Here is a 19,150-nt window from a genome sequence, read left to right as displayed (position 1 = left end):
CCTAACTAGCTGACAAAATGCTCTTCTAAATTCTCCATCAAAATACTAAATTCAGGATCACGATAATTTCGAGGACGGGGTAAATGAATCTCTAATTCTGTAGCAATCATTCCATTTTTCATGACAATCACTCTATCTGCAAGATAGACAGCTTCAGCTAAATCATGGGTAATAAATATAATAGTAGGCTTTACTTCTTTCCATATACGAATTAGTTCAGTTCTCATATTTTCACGGGTAAACATATCTAACGCTCCAAAAGGCTCGTCCATTAACAAAATTTCAGGTTCTCCGGCTAAAGCTCTTGCAATGCCGACGCGTTGTTTCATACCTCCTGAAAGTTGTTCAGGATAATGGTTTGCATAGTCTGATAAACCAATTAATTCTATATAACGTAATGCTTTTTCCAATGCTTTCTTTTTTGGCATCCCTTGCACGATTGGTCCAAAAGCGATATTTTCTAAAACAGTGAACCAAGGGTATAGTGCATGATCTTGAAAAACGACTCCTCTTTCCTTGGAAGGTTTTGTTACAAAAGATCCGTTTACCTTAATCACTCCTTCATCTGGTTTAATAAATCCCGCAATCAAATTTAATAGAGTTGATTTTCCGCCGCCACTGCTTCCCAATACACAAATAAATTCATGCGGTTGAACAGTAAGGTTTATCCCTTTTAAAACAAGATGATCATTATAAAACTTTTTTACATTTTCAACTATCAATGTCATATTTCTCATCCCTTTATGTAACTTTTATTAACGCAAAATGAAACTATATTGGTATATTATACGTAATTCTTTGATTTATCCACTGTCAAAATAAATAAAAATTAAAAAAGATTTTGTGTAAAATATCAAAAATTAAAAAAATCGAACAACTGTTTTTGGTAACAATTGTTCGATCAACATGTTAAAAAGTATCATAAATATCTAAGATGATACTTTACTTTTTTGTTTCCCATACATATTCAGCGCTGCTTGTGCTCCTTCACCTCTGTTTATGCGAACACCGTGATAGATGAGAACTGCCTCCAATGCTGTCAGCAGCTTGAGAATATTTTCTTTGCGGCAGCTGTAGCCCATTGTACCGATCCTCCAGATTTTTCCGTGGAGCGGGCCAAACGAGCTGGCAATTTCAATCCCGAATTCATCCAGCAGCATGCGGCGCACGGATTCTCCATCGACGCCCTGCGGTATGTTGACGCATGTGACGGTCGGCAGTTTAAAGCGTTTATCGCCGAACAATGTGAGTCCCATTGCTTCCAGCCCGGCCATTAATGCCCGTTCATGGAGGCGGTGGCGTGCAAATCGATTATCCAATCCTTCCTCCATAATAAGCCTCAAGCCTTCACGCAATGCGTAAAGCATTGATGTAGCTTCCGTATGATGATTTAATCGCCGCGGGCTCCAATAATCTTGAAGCTGGCTTAAATCAAAATAGTTGCTAATAATTGTTTGACCTGTGGCCATTTGCTGATCCAATTCCGTCCGAATTCCTCTTTCTACCTTTTTACGCGACAAAACGATTTTTTCAATTCTGTCATTATATGTGATGGGAGCCATCCCTGATGGAACCGATAAGCATTTTTGCGTCCCGCCGATCACGCCGTCAAGCTGCCATTCGTCGACATTCACGTCCGTTCCTCCAATTGTCGCAACCGCATCGACTACAAGAATTACATCCATCTCCCGGCAAGCTTTCCCGATCTCCTCAAGCGGCTGCATGCACCCCGTTGAGGTTTCCCCATGGACGATCGCGACTATTTTCGGCTGAACCTTCTTTATTTCTCTAATTACATCCTCCGGGTCAAACACCGTTCCCCATTCACGCTCAATTGTAGTGACATCAGCCCCGTAACGTTCGCATATTTCGGTTAATAAATAGCCGAACCGGCCGTATATCGGGATCAGCACTTTATCGCCCTGTTCGATAATGCTCGCCAGCATCGCTTCAATGCCCGATCTGGAGGTTCCATCGATAGGGAACGCCCATTGGTTGTCCGTACGAAATAAATAGCGAAGCATTTCCATTACTTCATTCATGATCGAAGTAAATGCAGGATCAAATTGGCCTAAAATCGGCGTACTCATCGCCTGCAAAACTCTCGGATCGACTTCAACAGGCCCCGGTGTCATGATCGTTCTATTAGGTGTCTGTAGAGGCAGAAATTTCATTTCGTCCACAATCCTTTCTTTTAATATGCCAATCTATATAAATAATGGATTAAAAACTTAACGCCGCTTTCTAAATGAGCCGCTGCGGTATATTCCTTCGGCGAGTGGCTGATTCCGTTATGACTCGGGACAAAAAAAAGCGCAGTCGGACAATAGGTTCCGAACATTTGCGAATCATGTCCCGCTCCGCTAACCAAGATTTCATGAGACAGATTTTGCTCTTCTGCAATTTCTTTTGACAGTCTCAGCAATTGTTGATCCATTTTGACCGGCTTGACGTTCAGCCATTCATTTAACAAAATATCGACATTGTATTGTGCGCTCACATTTTTAAAATGACGTGAAAATGTTGAACAAAATTGCTCCAATAGTTCTTCTTCGTGATGACGGATATCGATCGTAAAAACGACTTCACCTGCAATCACATTCGGAACGTTAGGTTCAACCTTTATTTTGCCGACGGTCACTCTTAGTTGGTCGCACACCTGTTTGGCTTGTTTCATTAAATAGGTAATCAGTTCAGAGGCAATGGCCACCGCATCTTTCCGGCAGGACATCGGGGTTGTTCCTGCATGGTTGCTTTCACCGACAACCTTTACTTGATAGCGGCGTTGACCAACAATGTCGCTGACAATGCCCAACGATTTTTTCTTTTTTTCTAACACAGAGCCCTGTTCGATGTGCAGCTCAATAAAGCATTGAATATCGTTTCGAAATGGCTGGCGAAATCTTTCCTGTCCAAAACCGCATTCATTCATTGCTTGCACAAACGAAATCCCTTTAGAATCAACAATTTTTTGTATATGTTTAAAAGAGCGCCTCCCCGTTACAGAGCCTGACCCCCAAAATGTAAGCGGAAACCGGCTGCCTTCCTCTTCACATAAGGATACGACCTCAATCGTTTTTTTTGGTGTTCCAAAACGCTTTAATAAATAATGAGTCGCCAACAAGCCGGCAATAATGCCGTATGCGCCGTCATATTTTCCTCCTTCAATAACCGTATCGATATGCGAACCAGTTAAGATTGTTTTGGAGGATGGAGATGATCCTTCTGCTCGGCCGAACAAGTTGCCGACGTCATCAAAATATGGAGCTAATCCGCATTCCTCCATTTTCTCCTTCAACGCTTCCTGCGCTGACAGCCATTGTTCGCTATATAACAGCCGGGTAACTCCGCCTTTTTCCGTTTTACCGAATGTTGCAAGCCATTCGATCAGCCTTTCAACTTCCTCTTCAAGCTGAATGGGCCCAAGTAAATGAACTGTCATATCTCTTCCCTCTTTTCTATTCAAAATGAGCAAATATCCTTGTTACATTTTGTTCCATAAAATGTGAATTTACTTTATTTTATCGTTATTCTTTTTCATATACATTGGCAATTTTGATATAAATTTCACCATCTTTTGTGCATGTTCACTAAAATTTGAAGACAAAGGGGCTGAAAAAATGAAAATTTCCGAAATATTAAAAATTCCCGTTATGAAAAATGCCAAGCTCATCGCCGGCCATAACGGAAAAGATCGAGAAGTTTTCAGCGTCAATATGATGGATGCACCGGATATCATCGATTTCCTTAAAGCGAATGAACTGCTTGTAACAACTGCCTTTCATTTAAAAGACAATCCGAATGATCTGCTCGCACTCATCAAAAATATGGCGGATCAGCAATGTGCAGGGTTGGCAATTAAAATGAAGCGATTTTTGGAAGAAATTCCGGAGGCTTGCCTGAAGTATGCAAATGAAAAAAATTTCCCAATTATTGAATTGCCGATTGAGGTTACGTTAGGGGAAGTTGTGAACCAGACATTAAGCTATATATTGGACAAACGGACAAACGAATTGCTCAATGCGATTGAAATCCATCAGCAATTTACAAACCATATTTTAAGAGGAAAAGGGCTCGTCTCATTACTGGAAAATTTGGCAAACTTGATCGGCTGTCCAATTTTACTGTTGGATCAGCACTTTCAAATGATTGCTTCTTCATCTTCCGTTACATCGAGTCTGCCGGAAATCGAGGAAATGTACACAGACGGATTTCGCTTTTTCTTACAGCCAAGCTCTTACACTTGTTTTTCCATTATTTCTAGTAAACGAACTGTTTCCGTTTTTCCCATTTACACTCATGAAAGCAACAGCGGATGTTTAATTGTTTTTGATGCCATTCCTTTTCACAGTCCTTCGCTTGTGTTGACGATTGAACAAGCGACAAATGTCATTTCATTTGAATTGATGAAAAAAAATGCTCTTAAACAACATAAACGAAAAGTTCAAAATGAATTTTTTATCAATTTTACAGATGGCGCCTTTCAATCAAAAGAAGAGATTGTCATTAAAGCAAAAGAATTTAAAATTCGCAATGATCAATCGTATTTTTGTGCAGCAGGAAAATTGGATGAAAGAAAAAAATCATTAACGTTTACACAATTCCATAAAGAAAATGAACGGATTTTTGAATTTATGGAAAAAGAAGCTGATGCGTTCCCAAATCCTGTTCATTTTTTTGTGAAGGGGAACGTAGGCATTTTGCTCTTCCCGATTCAAAAATCATGGCTGGAGCTTCATTCTTCCATCATGCCGTTTTTAAAGGAATTGCAAGCGAAAATTAGAAGCAGGTTCCAACGGACTGTCTCATTCGGCATCGGCAGTCTTTGCCAACAATTTTTAGATGTAAAAAAAGGCTATAAAGAAGCGTTGGAAGTGCTGGAAGAAGAACAGTATTCCGGAAATCAAGAATTCATTCAAATTCATAAGAAAAAAGATATTTATACGTTATTGAAAATGATTCCAAAAGAAGAGCTGATTGATTTTTACGAACAGATTTTGACAAACCTTTCAGACCCGGCAGACACTGAAAAACAGGCTCTGCTGCAAACGTTGTTTTTATTTTTGGAAAATCATTGTCAAATTTCTGAAACAGCCAAAAAGCTTTTCGTTCATCGCAATACGGTGATCTATCGATTAGAAAAATGCGAGGAGCTCATCGGAAAAAGCTTAAAGGATCCAGAAGCCACTATTAGCCTCCGCTTGGCATTCCGCATAAAAAATTTGCTTCAATTATAAAAAAATTGAGGCAAGAGCTTTAGTAAATGAAAATGTAATTTGTCTATAAAGTTTTAGATACATTAACTAAATTTTGCAAAAACGATTATGTAATTCAACCAATGACTTCACTACATCGTTCTTTTATTATGAAAAACAAATAACATCTAATGTTAGATTTTTTTACACAAGAGGAGGAGAGGTCACTTGACAAATAAAAATGGAGGAATTCATCTTTTTTCACTTGGTTTGCAGCATGTACTGGCGATGTATGCAGGCGCCATTGTTGTTCCTCTTGTTGTCGGAGGAGCGTTAAACCTTTCGACGCAGGAGCTGTCATATCTAGTTGCGATTGATTTATTGACATGCGGAATCGCCACCCTGCTGCAGGCGTTCAAAACAAAATATTTCGGCATTGGTTTACCTGCCATATTAGGTGCTTCATTTGTTGCTGTTACACCGATGATCGGGATCGGAAAAGAGTACGGCATCAATGCAATCTATGGATCGATCATTGCCGCAGGAATATTCATTATTCTTTTTGCTCCGCTCTTTGGCAAAATAACAAGATTATTGTTCCCGCCGGTCGTGACAGGTACAGTTGTCACCCTTATAGGACTGTCCTTAATACCGGTCGGGATTAAAAACATGGCGGGCGGTGCAGGAAGTCCGAAATTTGGCGATCCGGAAAATTTGCTCCTTTCATTTGGGGTTTTTCTTTTGATTTTGTTTATGAATCGATTTTTCACAGGCTTTTTTCGGGCAATCTCTGTGCTTATCGGGATTATCGCGGGTACGATCGCCGCGGCTTTTATGGGAGAGGTTGATGTGAAAGAAGTAATGCAAGCTTCATGGATTCATTCTCCGAAATTTTTGTATTTCGGTACACCTACTTTTGAGCTTGTGCCGATCTTAACAATGACATTAGTGGGCATTGTCATCATGATTGAATCGACTGGCGCCTTTTTAGCCCTAAGCAAAATTTGCGGAAAAGATCTTAGCGACCAAGATCTTGCGCGCGGATATCGTGCCGAAGGATTGGCTTTCATCATCGGCGGTTTTTTGAACGCTTTCCCGTACAACACGTTCGCTCAAAACGTCGGACTTGTGCAGCTGACAAATATAAAAACGAGAAGCGTTGCGATCGTTGCCGGCTTTATACTTGTCACCCTTGGATTTATTCCGAAAATTGCTGCTTTTGCTACGATGATCCCAACATCTGTATTAGGGGGAGCAATGGTGATCATGTTTGGCATGGTCGTTTCTTCAGGCATTAAAATGTTAAGCACTGTTGATTTTCAACAGCAAAGCAATTTGTTAGTAATTGCCTGCTCCATTTCCCTCGGATTGGGTTCCACAGTTGTTCCTGATTTGTTTGCACAGCTGCCGCCTATACTGCGAATTCTTTTTAGTGATGGGATTATAACAGGCAGTCTTACAGCCATCTTTTTAAACTTATTTTTTCACCATTTCTCACTGAAAAAATCTTCTGTTGCCGAACAGTTAAAACCGACAACGATCAAATTTTAAAAACGAAAGGAGAAAGGCGAATGGACATAGAACAAGTTAACCAACTCAGTGCGGCTGAATTTATTGAGAAGCTAGGCGGGATATTTGAAGATTCAACATGGGTGGCAGAAAAAGCAGAAAAATTCCGCCCGTTTTCTTCCGTGCAATCGCTTTTTTCCAAAATGGCTGAGATCGTGGATCAAGCTGACGAACCCGAAAAATTGGCGCTTATTCGCAATCACCCTGCTTTAGGCGCAAGAACAAAAATGACCCGATTTTCGCAAATAGAACAACAAAAAGCGGGACTGCAAAAACTGACAGATGAAGAATACGATCGATTGTTAAAATTGAACGAAACGTATATGGAAAAATTTCAATTCCCGTTTATTTTGGCTGTGCGCGGCAAAACAAAGCAGGAAATATTTGCATCGATTGAACAGCGAATCAAAAACAATGCGGAAGCAGAGATAGAGCAAGCAATAGCAGAAATTAAAAAAATTGCCTATTTTCGACTGAAGGATATAGTGAAAGAAGAGAGAAACCTATGCTGACACGTACATTCCATTTTGATAGAACAAATTGACTTTCGTTATTTTTGATCTTTTGCACAGTACGAAGCCATATTCTTTTTAAGCGCCATAAATGGCGGTACAACTGAATCTGCTGAGAAATAATAACCAAAGAAATTACACGCTTGTTAAATAGTGAAAGAAAGCCGTGATTCAAATGCCATGCCCCGTCAGACAAGCGCTTCCAAAGTAACAAAACGGGCTTCCAAAATGAAAAACGAGGCAAATAAAAAGGTCAATAAGGAGATGGAATATGAAAGGATTAACAACACATATTTTAGATTTAACTCACGGTACGCCTGCACAAAACGTCAAAATCGAGCTGTTTTCTGTTACAGATCAAAACGAAACGGAAAAACAGCTGCTCAAAACCGCATTCACAAACGAAAACGGTCGGGTTGACGAACCGCTCATCACTGAGCAGCAATTAACACCGGGAACTTATGAACTTCTGTTTTACATTGGAGATTATTTTAAAAACAAAGGTTTATCCTTGAAGGAACCGCTGTTTCTTAATCACGTCGTCGTCCGCTTCGGCATTTCTGATGCAAATGCCCATTACCATGTTCCATTGCTTATTTCACCGTGGGGGTATCAAGTGTATCGGGGAAGTTAATCGGATACAAATACTTTCTTCAACAACGTCATGAAAAAACGGGGCCTTCCAAAAGTCAGCGTTACTGACTTTTGGGAGACCCCCTTTATTTAAAAAAGCAAAAAAAATCGTCCCTTCTAGTAAAAGAAAGTTGCCTCACAATATTTCAGAAAGGACGATTTTATGAGCAACAATTGGAAGCTGGAGCGAAACAAAAGAAAAACAATCAATACAGATAAAGATGAGAACCAAACCTAGAGGAAGCCGCTAAGAAATTAGAAGAAAAAGTGGAAAAGTTATCAGAAGAAATCGAAAAGGAAACAGATACAAACATACATAAGGACAAGCAACATAAGCGCAGTCAATGAAAGAAATTTGTGAAGCAAATTCGAGAAGATTTTATCCTACGGCAGGTTAAATACAAGGAACAAAAAGAAATCTTTGGCAACCGTAACAGCTATTCTAAAACGGATAAAGTCGCAACCTTCATGCGCATGAAAGAAGACCATATGAAAACGGAACTCATCAATATATATTCAAATTTACTATTTACGTTCATCTCCTCTATAAAATACATCAGGCTATCAGCAAACAGGCTTACGCCCATAATAATGCGGTTCGCTACTTTTATTTTACATTCAACAAACACTTTGGATATGAGGATAAATTTTTTAATATTGTAAAAATGGAAAAAAGACTAGTAAATGTGTTAATATTTTAAAAAATCAGAAATAAGTAGGATTTTAAAATGCTTAAGAAAATAGGTTTATGTAATTGCATTTTTATTTTCCCTAAATTTAGTAGAATTTGCTGCAGAAAACGATGCAAATGTTAATGAAGAAAGTCTTACACAAGAAGAATTAAACTATCTGTAAATGAAGTTGGCAACACTCAAGAAGAAGCTGATGCTCTGCCCATTGAAGTTGCTAGACAATTAATTGAAGAGGAAGCTAAAGTTATAGATTCTGGATCAGAAATTATTACTATATATGAACCAAAAGATGTTAAACCAGGACAAATTAGTACTATGGGAACTATTGCTTCTTCAACTTTAAAATTAGGTGGAACAGTATATAAAGTAACTAGTGATCGTTCAAAAGAAGATAATTTTATATATATGGTAACTTTCAATGGTTAAAAACACCTTCTTTTCATTTAGTTGATAAAATGTCTATTGGTTTCCCTTCAAATTCAGGATTATATCTACCAACTAGCGGAGGAAAAGTAAAACAGCACCCACATAGATATTCTCAAGATCCTCAAGGAAATGGACGTTGGATTGATTATTCAATTAAGTATTCTCCGAGTAATTGGGAGCCAAGTGCTGGTGTGGCTGGCTCATATGATTTAAAACCTTCTACTAGTCATACAAAACACAAAGGGCATATTGGTCAATATGTATATGTTCCCAAATAAATATAAAAATAGTCATCAAAGAATTGCTGGAACACCTACTATATCAGTTTATCCAGCAGGTTTATCAATCACGCTAACTTCCACAACAGATACAAAATCATACGCATTAACTTTATCTTATTAATCTAGTTGGAGTGGTAAGTCTATGATACAAACGATTGCCAACTTTATTCTTATTCTAGTTGTATCGGTCATTTTATTTTATATACTTAATTATGATACTTCTTTAGATAGTGAATTAATACTATCTCTTTTAATTATCATTTCTCTACAAACATCATTGATATTAGCTATTTTATTAAAAAGAAAATAACTTTCTTAAAGGGATTGTCCAAAAGTTGAACTGTCCCCTGTCAAGCAGACAGTGGACATCATAAAATTGCTTTAAACGGCTTGAGCTCTAAAATCTAATGGGCTTAAGCCGTTTAATTTTTCTTGATCGCGTTTGTTATTATAAAACTCTTAATCGCTTGTTGTAACGCTTTAAACGTTTCATATCGTTTCAGATCATACCTTTCACACGTTCAGGTTGCCCAAAAAGATTCCATTGGGTCGTTTTCCATGCAGCGTCCCACTCTTGACATACTATGTGTTCGCTTTGCTTCGATTATTCGCTTCTCAAGCCCATGAGATGTACTATAAATCAAAAGTTGTTTATGTTCTTTTAAACTTGTGATAGATTAAGCCCTGAATGTTGTGTAAAAAAAAAGCGGTGATTTGCCAGGAATCTAGGTTCTGGGCAGGGAGTGTGATGTTTTACACATCATTTGGACTTGACCCTTGCGATAGCGTGATCAACTGTTTGAAACACAAGTTGATGATTGTTCGAATGCCCTAATACATAACTATACAGATCTAGAATTGCACTCAAATACGCTTTTTTACCGTTTCCTATCTTGAATTCCGTGACATCCGTCAGCCATTTTTCATTTGGCTTACTTGCTAAAAAATTTGCGATTTAATACATTCTCAGCCACATGCACCGCTGATGATGAAACGTAACGGTTCTTTTTACAACGAATTACAGATTGAATACCGGCTGTTTTCATCAGGCATACATTCGTTTATGGGTCACTTATTTTCGATGTATGACGAATTTCATTCGGCGATAGCCATAAATTTTTAACGCTGCAGACAAGGAAACAAGCCGAAAAACGCTAAAATCTATAATTTCTTTCAACTGATCATGTTAAAAAAAATCGCCGAACTGCTCCGCCTTCTTAACATTTGCTGTCTAAGCGAGATGTTTCTTTTTCAGCAAGCTTTTGAACTGCTCTAATAATACCGGAGTAGCCTGTGCATCGGCAAAGATTTCCTGATAAACCGTCAACTATTTGCTGACTAGTTGGATTCGGATATTGATCCAAAATCGCTTTGACAGCCATAATCATTCCTGGGGTGCAATATCCGCATTGGAAACCTCCCTCTTCCAAAAACGCCTGCTGAATCGGATGAAGCCCTTTTTCCGCAAGTCCTTCAATTGTAACAATTTCTTTTTCATTTGCTTGATAAGCTCTAACTAAACAGGCATTCACTAGCCTGCCGTTCATGATGACAGAGCAGGCGCCGCAGCGGCCAATTCCGCAGGAAATCTTTGTGCCAGTCAGATGCAGCTGCTCTCTTAAAATGTCAACTAGCCGAGCGGCCGGATGAATCTCAAGCTCTTTCTTTTTGCCATTCACAAAAATCGACATGCGCATTCGTTCTTCAGACGGTAATTTTATGCTTGCGCTCATTTGCTTGTCAGCCATTTGCTCATCTCCGTTTCCATCATCTTATTGACGATTTCTTCCCTTGATACCGGCAGCCTATTCACCCAGATGCCAGTCGCATCATAAATGGCCATTGCGATGGCAGGGGCAACAGCAACCGTGCCAATTTCCCCGACGCCTCTTGGCCCATAATCATCCTCTTCGCACAGTTCCTCGATTGCGGTGATGTCAATCGAAAGGGGGACATCTTTTATCGTCGGAATTAAATACGTATCAAAGTTTTCCGTTACATATGTTCCTTTTTCTATCAGCGCTTCTTCCGTTAATGTATAGCCTAACGCCATCACGGATCCGCCTTCAATTTGTCCCAAATATCCTTGCGGAAAAATAACAGGACCAGCGGCAATGGCTTGCTCTAATTGTTTTACACGAACAAATCCAGTTGCCAGATCCACTTCCACCTTAACGGCACAAGCTGCAAACGAATATAAAAAATGTCCGCCTGGTATGGAGCAAGGGGTTGCAGGAAAGTCAAATCGAGTTTCAATGATCAGCGGCTTGTCTATCGTTTGTTTTGCCAGTTCTTTGTATGAAATCAGCAGCTCATCTTGGTGCCAAACACCTTTTTCGCCTATTTTTAATTGACTGACGGGCACATCCGTACATTGTGTGGCTCTTTCCAACAGGCTGTTTTGAAACGGAGCTTTCATCCGTTGAATGGCTTGCCAAACCATGCTCGTACCCCTTGAAGCAGTTGATGATCCTGAACGCGGGACTTTGTCCGTATCGCCGATGACAATGTGTAAATCCTCTCGGGAGCAGCCTATTGCTTGAATGGCAATTTGTTCAATCACTGCGAGCAAGCCTTGGCCAAATTCTTCAAACCCAAAAGCAATTTCGATTTTTCCTTCCTCGTTCAATGAAATTCTCCCGCCAGCCGGATCTAAACGTCCATAGCCCAGCCCTCCGCCGTGCATGGTGATTGCCACCCCGACGCCTGTCTTAATCAAGCCGTTATGATCTTGTTTTCGGCGGCTGTTTAATAGTTTCGATTGGCTGATCTGTTTTAAAACTTGTTGAGCGCCGTCAGTTGGGGCGATTTTTTGCCCGACAGGCCCGGGATCATGTGCCTTGCGCAGATTTTTTTGTCTGAGTTCAAGCGGACTCATTCCAAGCGTGACCGCCAAGCGATCGATTTGCCCTTCCAATGCGAAGGTTACTTGGTTTCCACCAAAGCCTCTAAATTCACCGGCAACGCCGTTATTCGTAAAAACCGAATAGCCTTCAACTTGAATATTCGGGATCATGTATGGGCCTGCTGCATGTTCAACCGCAAAATCCAATACTGCGGGGCCTAACGTTGCATATGCGCCGGTATCCGCTATAATTCGCACTTGATGGGCGATGATTTTGCCGTTTTTTTTCGCACCTGTTTTCATTTTAATTTTCATCGGATGCCTTTTGATACCTGACCGCACCGATTCCCTTCTCGTTTGATGAATTTTTACAGGAAATCCCGTTTTCAGCGCCAATAAGGCTCCGTACGGCTGGATGTTTAATTCGTCTTTTCCGCCAAAAGAGCCGCCAAGCGGGCTTGAGACGACGCGGATGTCTTCTTCCGGCATATTTAAAATGCGGGCTAATTGATATCGGTCTTTATATCCATGCTGAGTGCCGGCATACACCGTCAAAGTGCCGTCTTTTTCCGGAACAAACACCCCGCCCTCTGTTTCCATGTACGCATGCATTTGCCTTGGAAGTTGATACGTTTCCTCTACAATACAGTCGCATGATTGAAATGCTTCTTCCACATTGCCGCTTTGATAAGATGCTTGGTGTAGGATATTCCCGTTCGGATGGAGCTGCGGAGAAGAAGGGAGCATAGCCTGTTCCGGATCATCAACAACCGGCAGCGGCTCATATTCCACTTCGATCAGCTGAAGCGCCGCTTCGGCGATTTCCTCTGTTTCCGCAGCAACAGCCGCGACAGCATCGCCGACAAAACGAACTTTATCTTTGCATAAAACAGGCTGATCAGGAAAGATTAAGCCAAACCCGTTTAAACCTAAAACATCCTTGCTTGTAATGACAGCCCGAACTCCCGGCAATTCCTCCGCTTTTTCCGTTGAGATCGAAACGATATTGGCATGCGGATATTCGCTTCGCAAAATTTTTGCAAACAGCATATTCGGAAACGAAAGATCTGTTAAAAACTTTAAATGTCCAGTTACTTTTTCTACTCCGTCCGGTCTGATGCACACTTGTTTCAATCTCAATCCCTTCCCTTCTTCATAATCCAAATTGAAAAAGCTCGTATTTGAATATATTAATCTTTCTCCTCTAATTTTTTTAGCTCTGCTATGACTATGTTGGCGGCGACCCGCCTGCGGTAATCCGCTGAAAAAAAAGCATCTCTGGCAGGTTGAAATTCAGAAAAGACCGCCTCATGCACCTTTTTTAGTAAAGCGGACTCAACCTTGCGTCCGGCCAGCAATTGCTCCGTTATTCTTAATCGCCTTGGACGATTCTCGCCTCCGCCTGCTGCCAACCGCGCAAAGTCAATTGTTCCGTTGTCATTTTGGCCGATTATCCCTGCAATGGTGACGACAGAGCCTGAAAACGCCTCTCTCCTCCCAATTTTTTGATAAAAATGGACATATGATGGCGGAGCTGAAATTTCCGGCACCACTATTTCCGTTATAAGATCATCCTTGAATTCTTCATTCAACCAATGATCTAAATCGATTTTTTTTATGTCGTCCCCATCAAAACAACCGATTTTCGCTTCCATCACTAACAGGGCGGGGATGGCATCACCAATTGTTGAGGCGACGTTTCCGCCGATCGTTCCAAGATTGCGCACGGCTGGTGCAGCAATGGTCTTGACAGCTTTGGTCAATAAAGGCCATTTCGCTTTTATAATGGGATGGCGGAGGCAGTCAGCCAATCGGATAAGCGCCCCCAAGTGAAGAAAGTTTTGGCCGCCATCTTCTTTTTCATATATCGCTTCTAAAATTTTTATGTTCTCAAGGCTGATTAAATGAGATGGCTGCGGTGCTCCTTTTTCCCATTTTGTTTGCCATAATGTTCCGCCGGCTATAAAGTGTGATTCTAATTGCAATAGCTGCCGCAATCGCCATGCTTCTCTTAAATCTGTTGGCATCCATATTTTTGAGGACAATGTTTTCAACTTCATCCCCCTTCCTTTGATAGTAAAATAACGTGCTTTTGCAACCATATTGCGATTAGAAACGGAAATGCCTTGTGGACGTCCGCATTTGACCGATTGTGCACCATTATCGCCTGTCCGCTTCCTTAAATAGGGATAACAAAATCGGCGTACTCGGCAAGCGATCCAGCTTGGCAGCATCCTCATCAAACAACTTATTGCTGCGTATCAAGTTTCGTATTGAAAAATGAGATCGTTGATGATTTCCAGTTGAATAAACGGCTGTTTTGTGCAATTGCACCGCTTGCTCTGCTATCGACTTTTCCAAGCCGACTTTAAAAGAACTCTAAAAAGGGGCTTGACAAGTTTAGATACCGCGTCGGTACATAACCATCGGTTCGTCTATTGGTCAAGTGACTTTGGCATTCCGATTAGCGCCTGGCTTTTTGTGAAATGTGATTGCGGCTTCATTATGCACGCACCTTCTGAGGAGATCGAAGCTTTGTCAATTGAATTAATTCTGCTAAAATGCTGATCGCGATTTCTTCAGGGCCTTCTGCCCCAATAGACAAGCCGACAGGTGAATGAACGTGCGGGGGAATTTCCTGGTCTCCCAGCAAGCGTTTTGTCCGTTCTTTTGAACCGATGACCCCGATATATCGCGGGTTTTGCTGCAACAACAGCTTTAAAAGCTCTTGATCCTGTTGAAATTGGTGTGTCAGCAGCACAACAAAATCGCGGGGGGAAAAAGATATTTTCGTTGCCGCTTCCCGCGGGAAAGCGATGATAAGCTGATCGGCATCAGGAAAACGCCATCTATTGCACAACGCTTCTCTCCAATCACTAACGATAACCGAAAAACCGGTCCGCGAAGCGAAATGCGACAGTGGTACAGCATCCGAACCGGCACCGAAAATAATCAATCTCGGTTTAGGCTCAAATCGCTGAACATAAACATATGAGGACAGTTCATTGACCCAAACTAATCCGCTTTTCTCTTGCTCAGCTATGGCATCGATTTGTTTCGGCACCGCACCAGCCCATTCCCCGAACGTTTCCGTGTCTTCTGTAAAAAATAAATAATTGCTTACGGAAAAATTTTTGCCGAGTTGTTTTACGATGAAAACGTCCTTGCCGTTTTGAAGCAAATCATGCAGCCGGGATAAATGCTTTCGCAAACGGTCATCGATGCACTCCAACAGGATGCGTATGACGCCGTTGCAGCCGGCGCCTTTTCCCCACGACAAGTCATCTTCGCTTTTCAAGTCATATACGATACATTGCGACTCGCCCTCAAGCAAAAGCTTCGCCCTTTCTTGCAGGTCATTTTCAAGGCAACCGCCGCTTATTACGCCGATTGTTTCCCCATCCTCCTGAATCAGCATTGCTGCTCCTTCTTTTCGGTAAGCGGAGCCTTCCACATCAATAATAGTAGTAAGCACAGCTTTTTTTGGCTCAGTTGTTGCAATCTTTAAAATTTCATGGATATAGTCCATAACAATTCCCCTCTTATGAAAGAAAAGTAATGAGAATGATTGTTTTGTTCAAACGCAATCATCAACTGTTTCTTTCTCTTTGCATACACAATGCGTTGGCAATATACGCCACGTTTCTCCCCAGGCGACCGGCCATTTTTAATTCTTCATCAGACGGCTTTCGCGAACCATCAGGGCCGGCTAAAACTGTTGGTCCATACGGAGTTCCGCCAATGGGGGCGTCCGTTAAATATTCCGGATTTTGAGTATAAGGTAATCCGATAATGATCATTCCGAAATGGAGAAGCGGTACGATGGATGTTAAGATGGCCGCTTCATGCCCGGAATGAATGGAACCAGCGCTTGTAAAGATGCCCGCGGGCTTTCCCTCCAGTACGCCTTCCACACAAAGGTCGCCGATAGTTTCTAAAAAATATTTAACTTGGGACGGCATCGATCCAAAATACGTCGGAAATCCCCATATCACTCCATCTGCCCAGTGGAAATCTTCTATTTCCGCTGTTTTAAATATTTTCTGCTTTTCGCTTTCACGCTCATAATTTTCTTTTCTTTTTCCAATTTGAAATGTTGCGGAAATTCCTTTTTTATCAATCATCAACGGATTTTCTCTAATAGCCGGAATTAAACGATCAGTAAATTCGGGAATTTTTACACATCGTACATCTGTTTTCTCAATCGCCTTTGCTCCTTCGCAAACTGATTGCGCCATTTGTCTTATATGTCCGAAAGCACTATAAAAAACAACTAAAATATTTGCCATAAAGCTTTCTGCTCCTAACCTTTTAAAATTACAAATAAAAACCGATTTGAATATTTCTATATCAGTATTGGGACAGAATCAAAGCCTTTTAAATTACATATAAAAAACGGTTTCCATCGGATTGGTGTGAAGCAAAACTCTGCCCTTCTTTATCACATAGCGGCAATGGGGCTGAAGGCGAATCAAATCAATAGCATGATCAACCGGGAACGTAATGATATTTGCTTCATTTCCTACCTTTATTCCGTAATCGTTGATTTGCAGAGCTTTAGCTCCGTTTATCGATATCATGCTAATCAATTCCTCCAATTCCTTCATTCCCGTTAAATGACCTGCATGAGCAGCCATATGTGCAGCCTGCAATATATTCCCGTTACCTAACGGATAAAACGGGGTCATGATATCGTCATGGGCGATGCAAACATTGATATTTTTTTGCAGCATCTCTTTTATTCTCGTAATCCCTCGCCCTTTAGGATAGGAATCATATCTTCCTTGCATTGCCGTGTTGATCAGAGGACAAGCTACAATATGAATTTTGGAACTCGCAATCAAATCTAATAATTTGGCAGCATAATTATCCGGATAATAGGCCATTGCACACGCATGACTTGCAGTCACTTTGTCCTCCAGTCCTGATGAAATCGCCAATGATGCAACTGTTTCAATAAACCTCGATTGCGGATCATCGATTTCGTCACAAAAGAAATGAAGAAATAGGCCGTATTTTTCAGCCAAAGAAAAGCAGAATCGAATGGATTCGATCCCTTCCTCCCTCGTTCGCTCCAAGTGAGGAACAGCACTGACCCCGTCAGCGCCCAGCTTGATTGCTTCAAGCATCCGTTCCTGATTTTCCGGACATGAGAATAAACCATTTTGAGGAAAAGCAATGATTTGCAAATGGATGATATCCTGCAAGTCTGATTTCAGCTTCAGCAATGTTTTTAAAGCAACGAGACGTTCATCGGAAATATCTGCGATCGCTCTTACATATAAAACACCGAATTTCATTAACTGATTCAGCGCCTTCCTGGCTCGCTCGTAGACATCTTCCATCGTCAAAGTTTGCTTCCGTTCGTTCCATAATAAAATTCCTTCTAATATCGAGCCGCTTTGATTCCAGCTCGGCTCTCCGGCAGTAAATGCCGTATCAAGATGAATATGTGGTTCGACAAATGGCGGCATGGCTAAATCTCCACAGCCGTCTATCACTGCTTTTCCTTGCAGGGGATAAGGGGAAATTTCAGCAATGATCCCGTTTTGAATCCCGATAAAATGATGCCTTTCTTGATTGGGCAGTCTGATATTTTCTAATACAAGGTCATACATATTGTAAATTCCTTTCAAATTTTGCATATTGGCTTTCCGTCTCGTGCTGATACATCAACAACTGGCGATCGTTCCAATGTTCAGCTTTTTTAGATTGATACAGCAGTTTTCCGTTTCGGAACACATATCTTTCAACAGGCAGATTCGTAAAGATGTCTTCTACTGATCTAGCTTTTAATAGAACGAAGCTTGCCTTCGCTCCGCATCTTACACCGTAATTATTTAAATTTAATAATTTTGCCGGATATTCGGTAATCATCCGAATAATTTGTTTTAGGCCTTCACCGCTTCCTAAATGGGCAACATATGCAGTTAGCAAACCGATTTGCAGCAAATCCGCCTTCCCGAATGGATGAAATGGATCATGAACATTATCGGAAGCAGTTGCAAGCGTCGCCCCGCTTTGCAAAATTTCATGAATTCTTGTGACGCCGCGGCGGACAATCCCTTGATCAAATCGACCTTGCAAGTACATATTGGCACCCGGCAGCGTCACCGCTCCAATTTGTGCCGCCGCCATCCGTTTAATTAAAGAAAGAGCTTTTTCTTGTTCCATTGGCGCCAAAGAGCAAAGGTGGCCGGCTACAACGCGATTGTGATATTGCCGCTCCATTGTTTTTTGGATAATATAATCCAGTGTGCATACGTTCGGATCATCACTTTCATCTACATGCAAATCAATCGGTTTGTCGTACTTTTCCGCCAATGAAAATAAACCGTCAATTTGCTTCTCAGGGTTTTCAGCTAAATGAGGAGCTCCGCCAATTCCATCAGCCCCCATTTTGATCGCTTGTTCAATCCATTCCAGCTCTCGTTTCGAATCGTCGTCAGGCAGTAAAAACATTGGAATGACTTGAATCGTAATGTATTGTTTTAATTTTTCTTTTACGTTTAAAACAGCTGTCAACGCCCGGAACACGACGTCTTCCCCTAAAGGCAATTCAAAATTGACATGTGTGCGAATGGCTGTTGTACCATGGCTTAGTGCATTCAGTGCAGTTTTCATCGCCCGATACTCAATTTCTTCCACCGTGAAATGGGGAGATTGCTTCCGGTAATTTATTACTGCTTCTTGAAGCGTCCCGCTTGCGTTCGGAACTTTCCTGAGAGAATAGGCTTTATCTAAATGCATATGAGCATCAACAAAGCCGGGCAGCAACACATATCCTTGACAATCAATGAATGAATCGGAGGATGAGTTAAGGGCCTCTAAAGTTTTAAAGTCTTCGCGCTGAAGATAAGAAGGCTGCTTTGTGATTTTTTCATATCGATCATCGTTAATGATGATTTCAAAGAGAGAACCAGGATCTTCAAGCGGCAGACAAACATTCAGCAAATGCAGTTGACTCATAGCTTTCTCCCCTTTTTGCCCAACTTGC

16 protein-coding genes are annotated in these 19,150 nt (G+C 41.1%); 5 read left to right on the top strand and 11 right to left on the bottom strand.

Features of this window, described 5'->3' with window-relative positions:
• Positions 1-5 precede the first annotated feature (5 nt).
• From NSU02_RS07880 to allC, 3 genes are all read right to left on the bottom strand, one after another.
• Positions 6-728 (bottom strand): ABC transporter ATP-binding protein, encoded by a 723-nt coding sequence (locus NSU02_RS07880; RefSeq protein WP_066249032.1) that lies wholly within the window; start codon positions 726-728, stop codon positions 6-8.
• 201 nt (positions 729-929) lie between these two features.
• The gene (locus tag NSU02_RS07875) at positions 930-2,174 is read right to left on the bottom strand and encodes an alanine--glyoxylate aminotransferase family protein (RefSeq protein WP_339195136.1); all 1,245 of its coding nucleotides are present in this window, start codon (positions 2,172-2,174) and stop codon (positions 930-932) included.
• Positions 2,175-2,194: 20 nt separating this feature from the next.
• Complete coding sequence (allC, locus tag NSU02_RS07870; protein ID WP_066249038.1) at positions 2,195-3,442, bottom strand: allantoate deiminase; 1,248 nt, start codon at positions 3,440-3,442, stop codon at positions 2,195-2,197.
• Positions 3,443-3,620: 178 nt separating this feature from the next.
• Here allC and NSU02_RS07865 point away from each other — a divergent pair, with 178 nt between their 5' ends.
• The 4 genes from NSU02_RS07865 to uraH all read left to right on the top strand — a co-directional run bounded on the left by NSU02_RS07865 (position 3,621) and on the right by uraH (position 7,910).
• Positions 3,621-5,237 carry a PucR family transcriptional regulator gene (locus NSU02_RS07865; protein ID WP_094245587.1) on the top strand — a complete coding sequence of 539 codons (1,617 nt, stop codon included), beginning with the start codon at positions 3,621-3,623 and terminating at the stop codon, positions 5,235-5,237.
• A 246-nt stretch (positions 5,238-5,483) separates the two neighbouring features.
• Positions 5,484-6,746 (top strand): nucleobase:cation symporter-2 family protein, encoded by a 1,263-nt coding sequence (locus NSU02_RS07860; protein WP_339195720.1) that lies wholly within the window; start codon positions 5,484-5,486, stop codon positions 6,744-6,746.
• A gap of 20 nt (positions 6,747-6,766) precedes the next feature.
• Entirely contained in the window at positions 6,767-7,276 is a 510-nt protein-coding gene (uraD, locus tag NSU02_RS07855; protein WP_339195131.1) for a 2-oxo-4-hydroxy-4-carboxy-5-ureidoimidazoline decarboxylase, read from the top strand.
• 271 nt (positions 7,277-7,547) lie between these two features.
• A complete protein-coding gene (uraH, locus tag NSU02_RS07850; RefSeq protein ID WP_094245585.1) occupies positions 7,548-7,910 on the top strand; it encodes a hydroxyisourate hydrolase in 363 nt (120 codons plus the stop codon).
• 870 nt (positions 7,911-8,780) lie between these two features.
• On the opposite strand, the gene NSU02_RS07845 is transcribed toward uraH, so the two are convergent.
• Positions 8,781-9,020 carry a hypothetical protein gene (locus tag NSU02_RS07845; protein WP_339195129.1) on the bottom strand — a complete coding sequence of 80 codons (240 nt, stop codon included), beginning with the start codon at positions 9,018-9,020 and terminating at the stop codon, positions 8,781-8,783.
• Between the two features lie 36 nt (positions 9,021-9,056).
• Here NSU02_RS07845 and NSU02_RS07840 point away from each other — a divergent pair, with 36 nt between their 5' ends.
• The gene (locus tag NSU02_RS07840; protein ID WP_339195127.1) at positions 9,057-9,305 is read left to right on the top strand and encodes a hypothetical protein; all 249 of its coding nucleotides are present in this window, start codon (positions 9,057-9,059) and stop codon (positions 9,303-9,305) included.
• A 1,220-nt stretch (positions 9,306-10,525) separates the two neighbouring features.
• Here NSU02_RS07840 and NSU02_RS07835 read toward each other — a convergent pair.
• From NSU02_RS07835 to NSU02_RS07805, 7 genes are all read right to left on the bottom strand, one after another.
• Positions 10,526-11,056 (bottom strand): (2Fe-2S)-binding protein, encoded by a 531-nt coding sequence (locus tag NSU02_RS07835; RefSeq protein ID WP_082829479.1) that lies wholly within the window; start codon positions 11,054-11,056, stop codon positions 10,526-10,528.
• Entirely contained in the window at positions 11,038-13,293 is a 2,256-nt protein-coding gene (pucD, locus tag NSU02_RS07830; protein WP_339195124.1) for a xanthine dehydrogenase subunit D, read from the bottom strand. Before pucD ends, NSU02_RS07835 begins: the two co-directional genes overlap by 19 nt.
• A 50-nt stretch (positions 13,294-13,343) precedes the next feature.
• A complete protein-coding gene (locus NSU02_RS07825) occupies positions 13,344-14,213 on the bottom strand; it encodes an FAD binding domain-containing protein (protein ID WP_339195122.1) in 870 nt (289 codons plus the stop codon).
• Between the two features lie 443 nt (positions 14,214-14,656).
• The gene (locus NSU02_RS07820) at positions 14,657-15,682 is read right to left on the bottom strand and encodes an XdhC family protein (protein WP_339195120.1); all 1,026 of its coding nucleotides are present in this window, start codon (positions 15,680-15,682) and stop codon (positions 14,657-14,659) included.
• A 61-nt stretch (positions 15,683-15,743) separates the two neighbouring features.
• Entirely contained in the window at positions 15,744-16,442 is a 699-nt protein-coding gene (wrbA, locus tag NSU02_RS07815) for an NAD(P)H:quinone oxidoreductase (RefSeq protein WP_063386893.1), read from the bottom strand.
• A 93-nt stretch (positions 16,443-16,535) separates the two neighbouring features.
• On the bottom strand, positions 16,536-17,771 hold the full coding sequence (locus NSU02_RS07810; RefSeq protein ID WP_339195117.1) for an amidohydrolase family protein: 1,236 nt from the start codon (positions 17,769-17,771) through the stop codon (positions 16,536-16,538).
• The gene (locus tag NSU02_RS07805; RefSeq protein WP_339195114.1) at positions 17,764-19,122 is read right to left on the bottom strand and encodes an amidohydrolase family protein; all 1,359 of its coding nucleotides are present in this window, start codon (positions 19,120-19,122) and stop codon (positions 17,764-17,766) included. The genes NSU02_RS07810 and NSU02_RS07805 overlap by 8 nt, the downstream gene beginning before the upstream one ends.
• Positions 19,123-19,150: the final 28 nt, after the last annotated feature.

The organism is Aeribacillus sp. FSL W8-0870 (assembly GCF_037963755.1).
GTDB lineage: Bacteria > Bacillota > Bacilli > Bacillales > Aeribacillaceae > Aeribacillus > Aeribacillus composti.
The sequence above is the reverse complement of the archived record's forward strand: the minus strand, read 5'-3'. Positions and strand labels throughout refer to the sequence as shown.

Excerpts from the sequence above, each read along its gene's own strand:
- NSU02_RS07880 (WP_066249032.1), bottom strand. The coding sequence starts at position 728 with ATGACATTGATAGTTGAAAATGTAAAAAAGTTTTATAATGATCATCTT.
- NSU02_RS07875 (WP_339195136.1), bottom strand. The coding sequence starts at position 2,174 with ATGAAATTTCTGCCTCTACAGACACCTAATAGAACGATCATGACACCG.
- allC (WP_066249038.1), bottom strand. The coding sequence starts at position 3,442 with ATGACAGTTCATTTACTTGGGCCCATTCAGCTTGAAGAGGAAGTTGAA.
- NSU02_RS07865 (WP_094245587.1), top strand. The coding sequence starts at position 3,621 with ATGAAAATTTCCGAAATATTAAAAATTCCCGTTATGAAAAATGCCAAG.
- NSU02_RS07860 (WP_339195720.1), top strand. The coding sequence starts at position 5,484 with ATGTATGCAGGCGCCATTGTTGTTCCTCTTGTTGTCGGAGGAGCGTTA.
- uraD (WP_339195131.1), top strand. The coding sequence starts at position 6,767 with ATGGACATAGAACAAGTTAACCAACTCAGTGCGGCTGAATTTATTGAG.
- uraH (WP_094245585.1), top strand. The coding sequence starts at position 7,548 with ATGAAAGGATTAACAACACATATTTTAGATTTAACTCACGGTACGCCT.
- NSU02_RS07840 (WP_339195127.1), top strand. The coding sequence starts at position 9,057 with ATGTCTATTGGTTTCCCTTCAAATTCAGGATTATATCTACCAACTAGC.
- NSU02_RS07835 (WP_082829479.1), bottom strand. The coding sequence starts at position 11,056 with ATGGCTGACAAGCAAATGAGCGCAAGCATAAAATTACCGTCTGAAGAA.
- NSU02_RS07825 (WP_339195122.1), bottom strand. The coding sequence starts at position 14,213 with ATGAAGTTGAAAACATTGTCCTCAAAAATATGGATGCCAACAGATTTA.
- NSU02_RS07820 (WP_339195120.1), bottom strand. The coding sequence starts at position 15,682 with ATGGACTATATCCATGAAATTTTAAAGATTGCAACAACTGAGCCAAAA.
- wrbA (WP_063386893.1), bottom strand. The coding sequence starts at position 16,442 with ATGGCAAATATTTTAGTTGTTTTTTATAGTGCTTTCGGACATATAAGA.
- NSU02_RS07810 (WP_339195117.1), bottom strand. The coding sequence starts at position 17,771 with ATGTATGACCTTGTATTAGAAAATATCAGACTGCCCAATCAAGAAAGG.
- NSU02_RS07805 (WP_339195114.1), bottom strand. The coding sequence starts at position 19,122 with ATGAGTCAACTGCATTTGCTGAATGTTTGTCTGCCGCTTGAAGATCCT.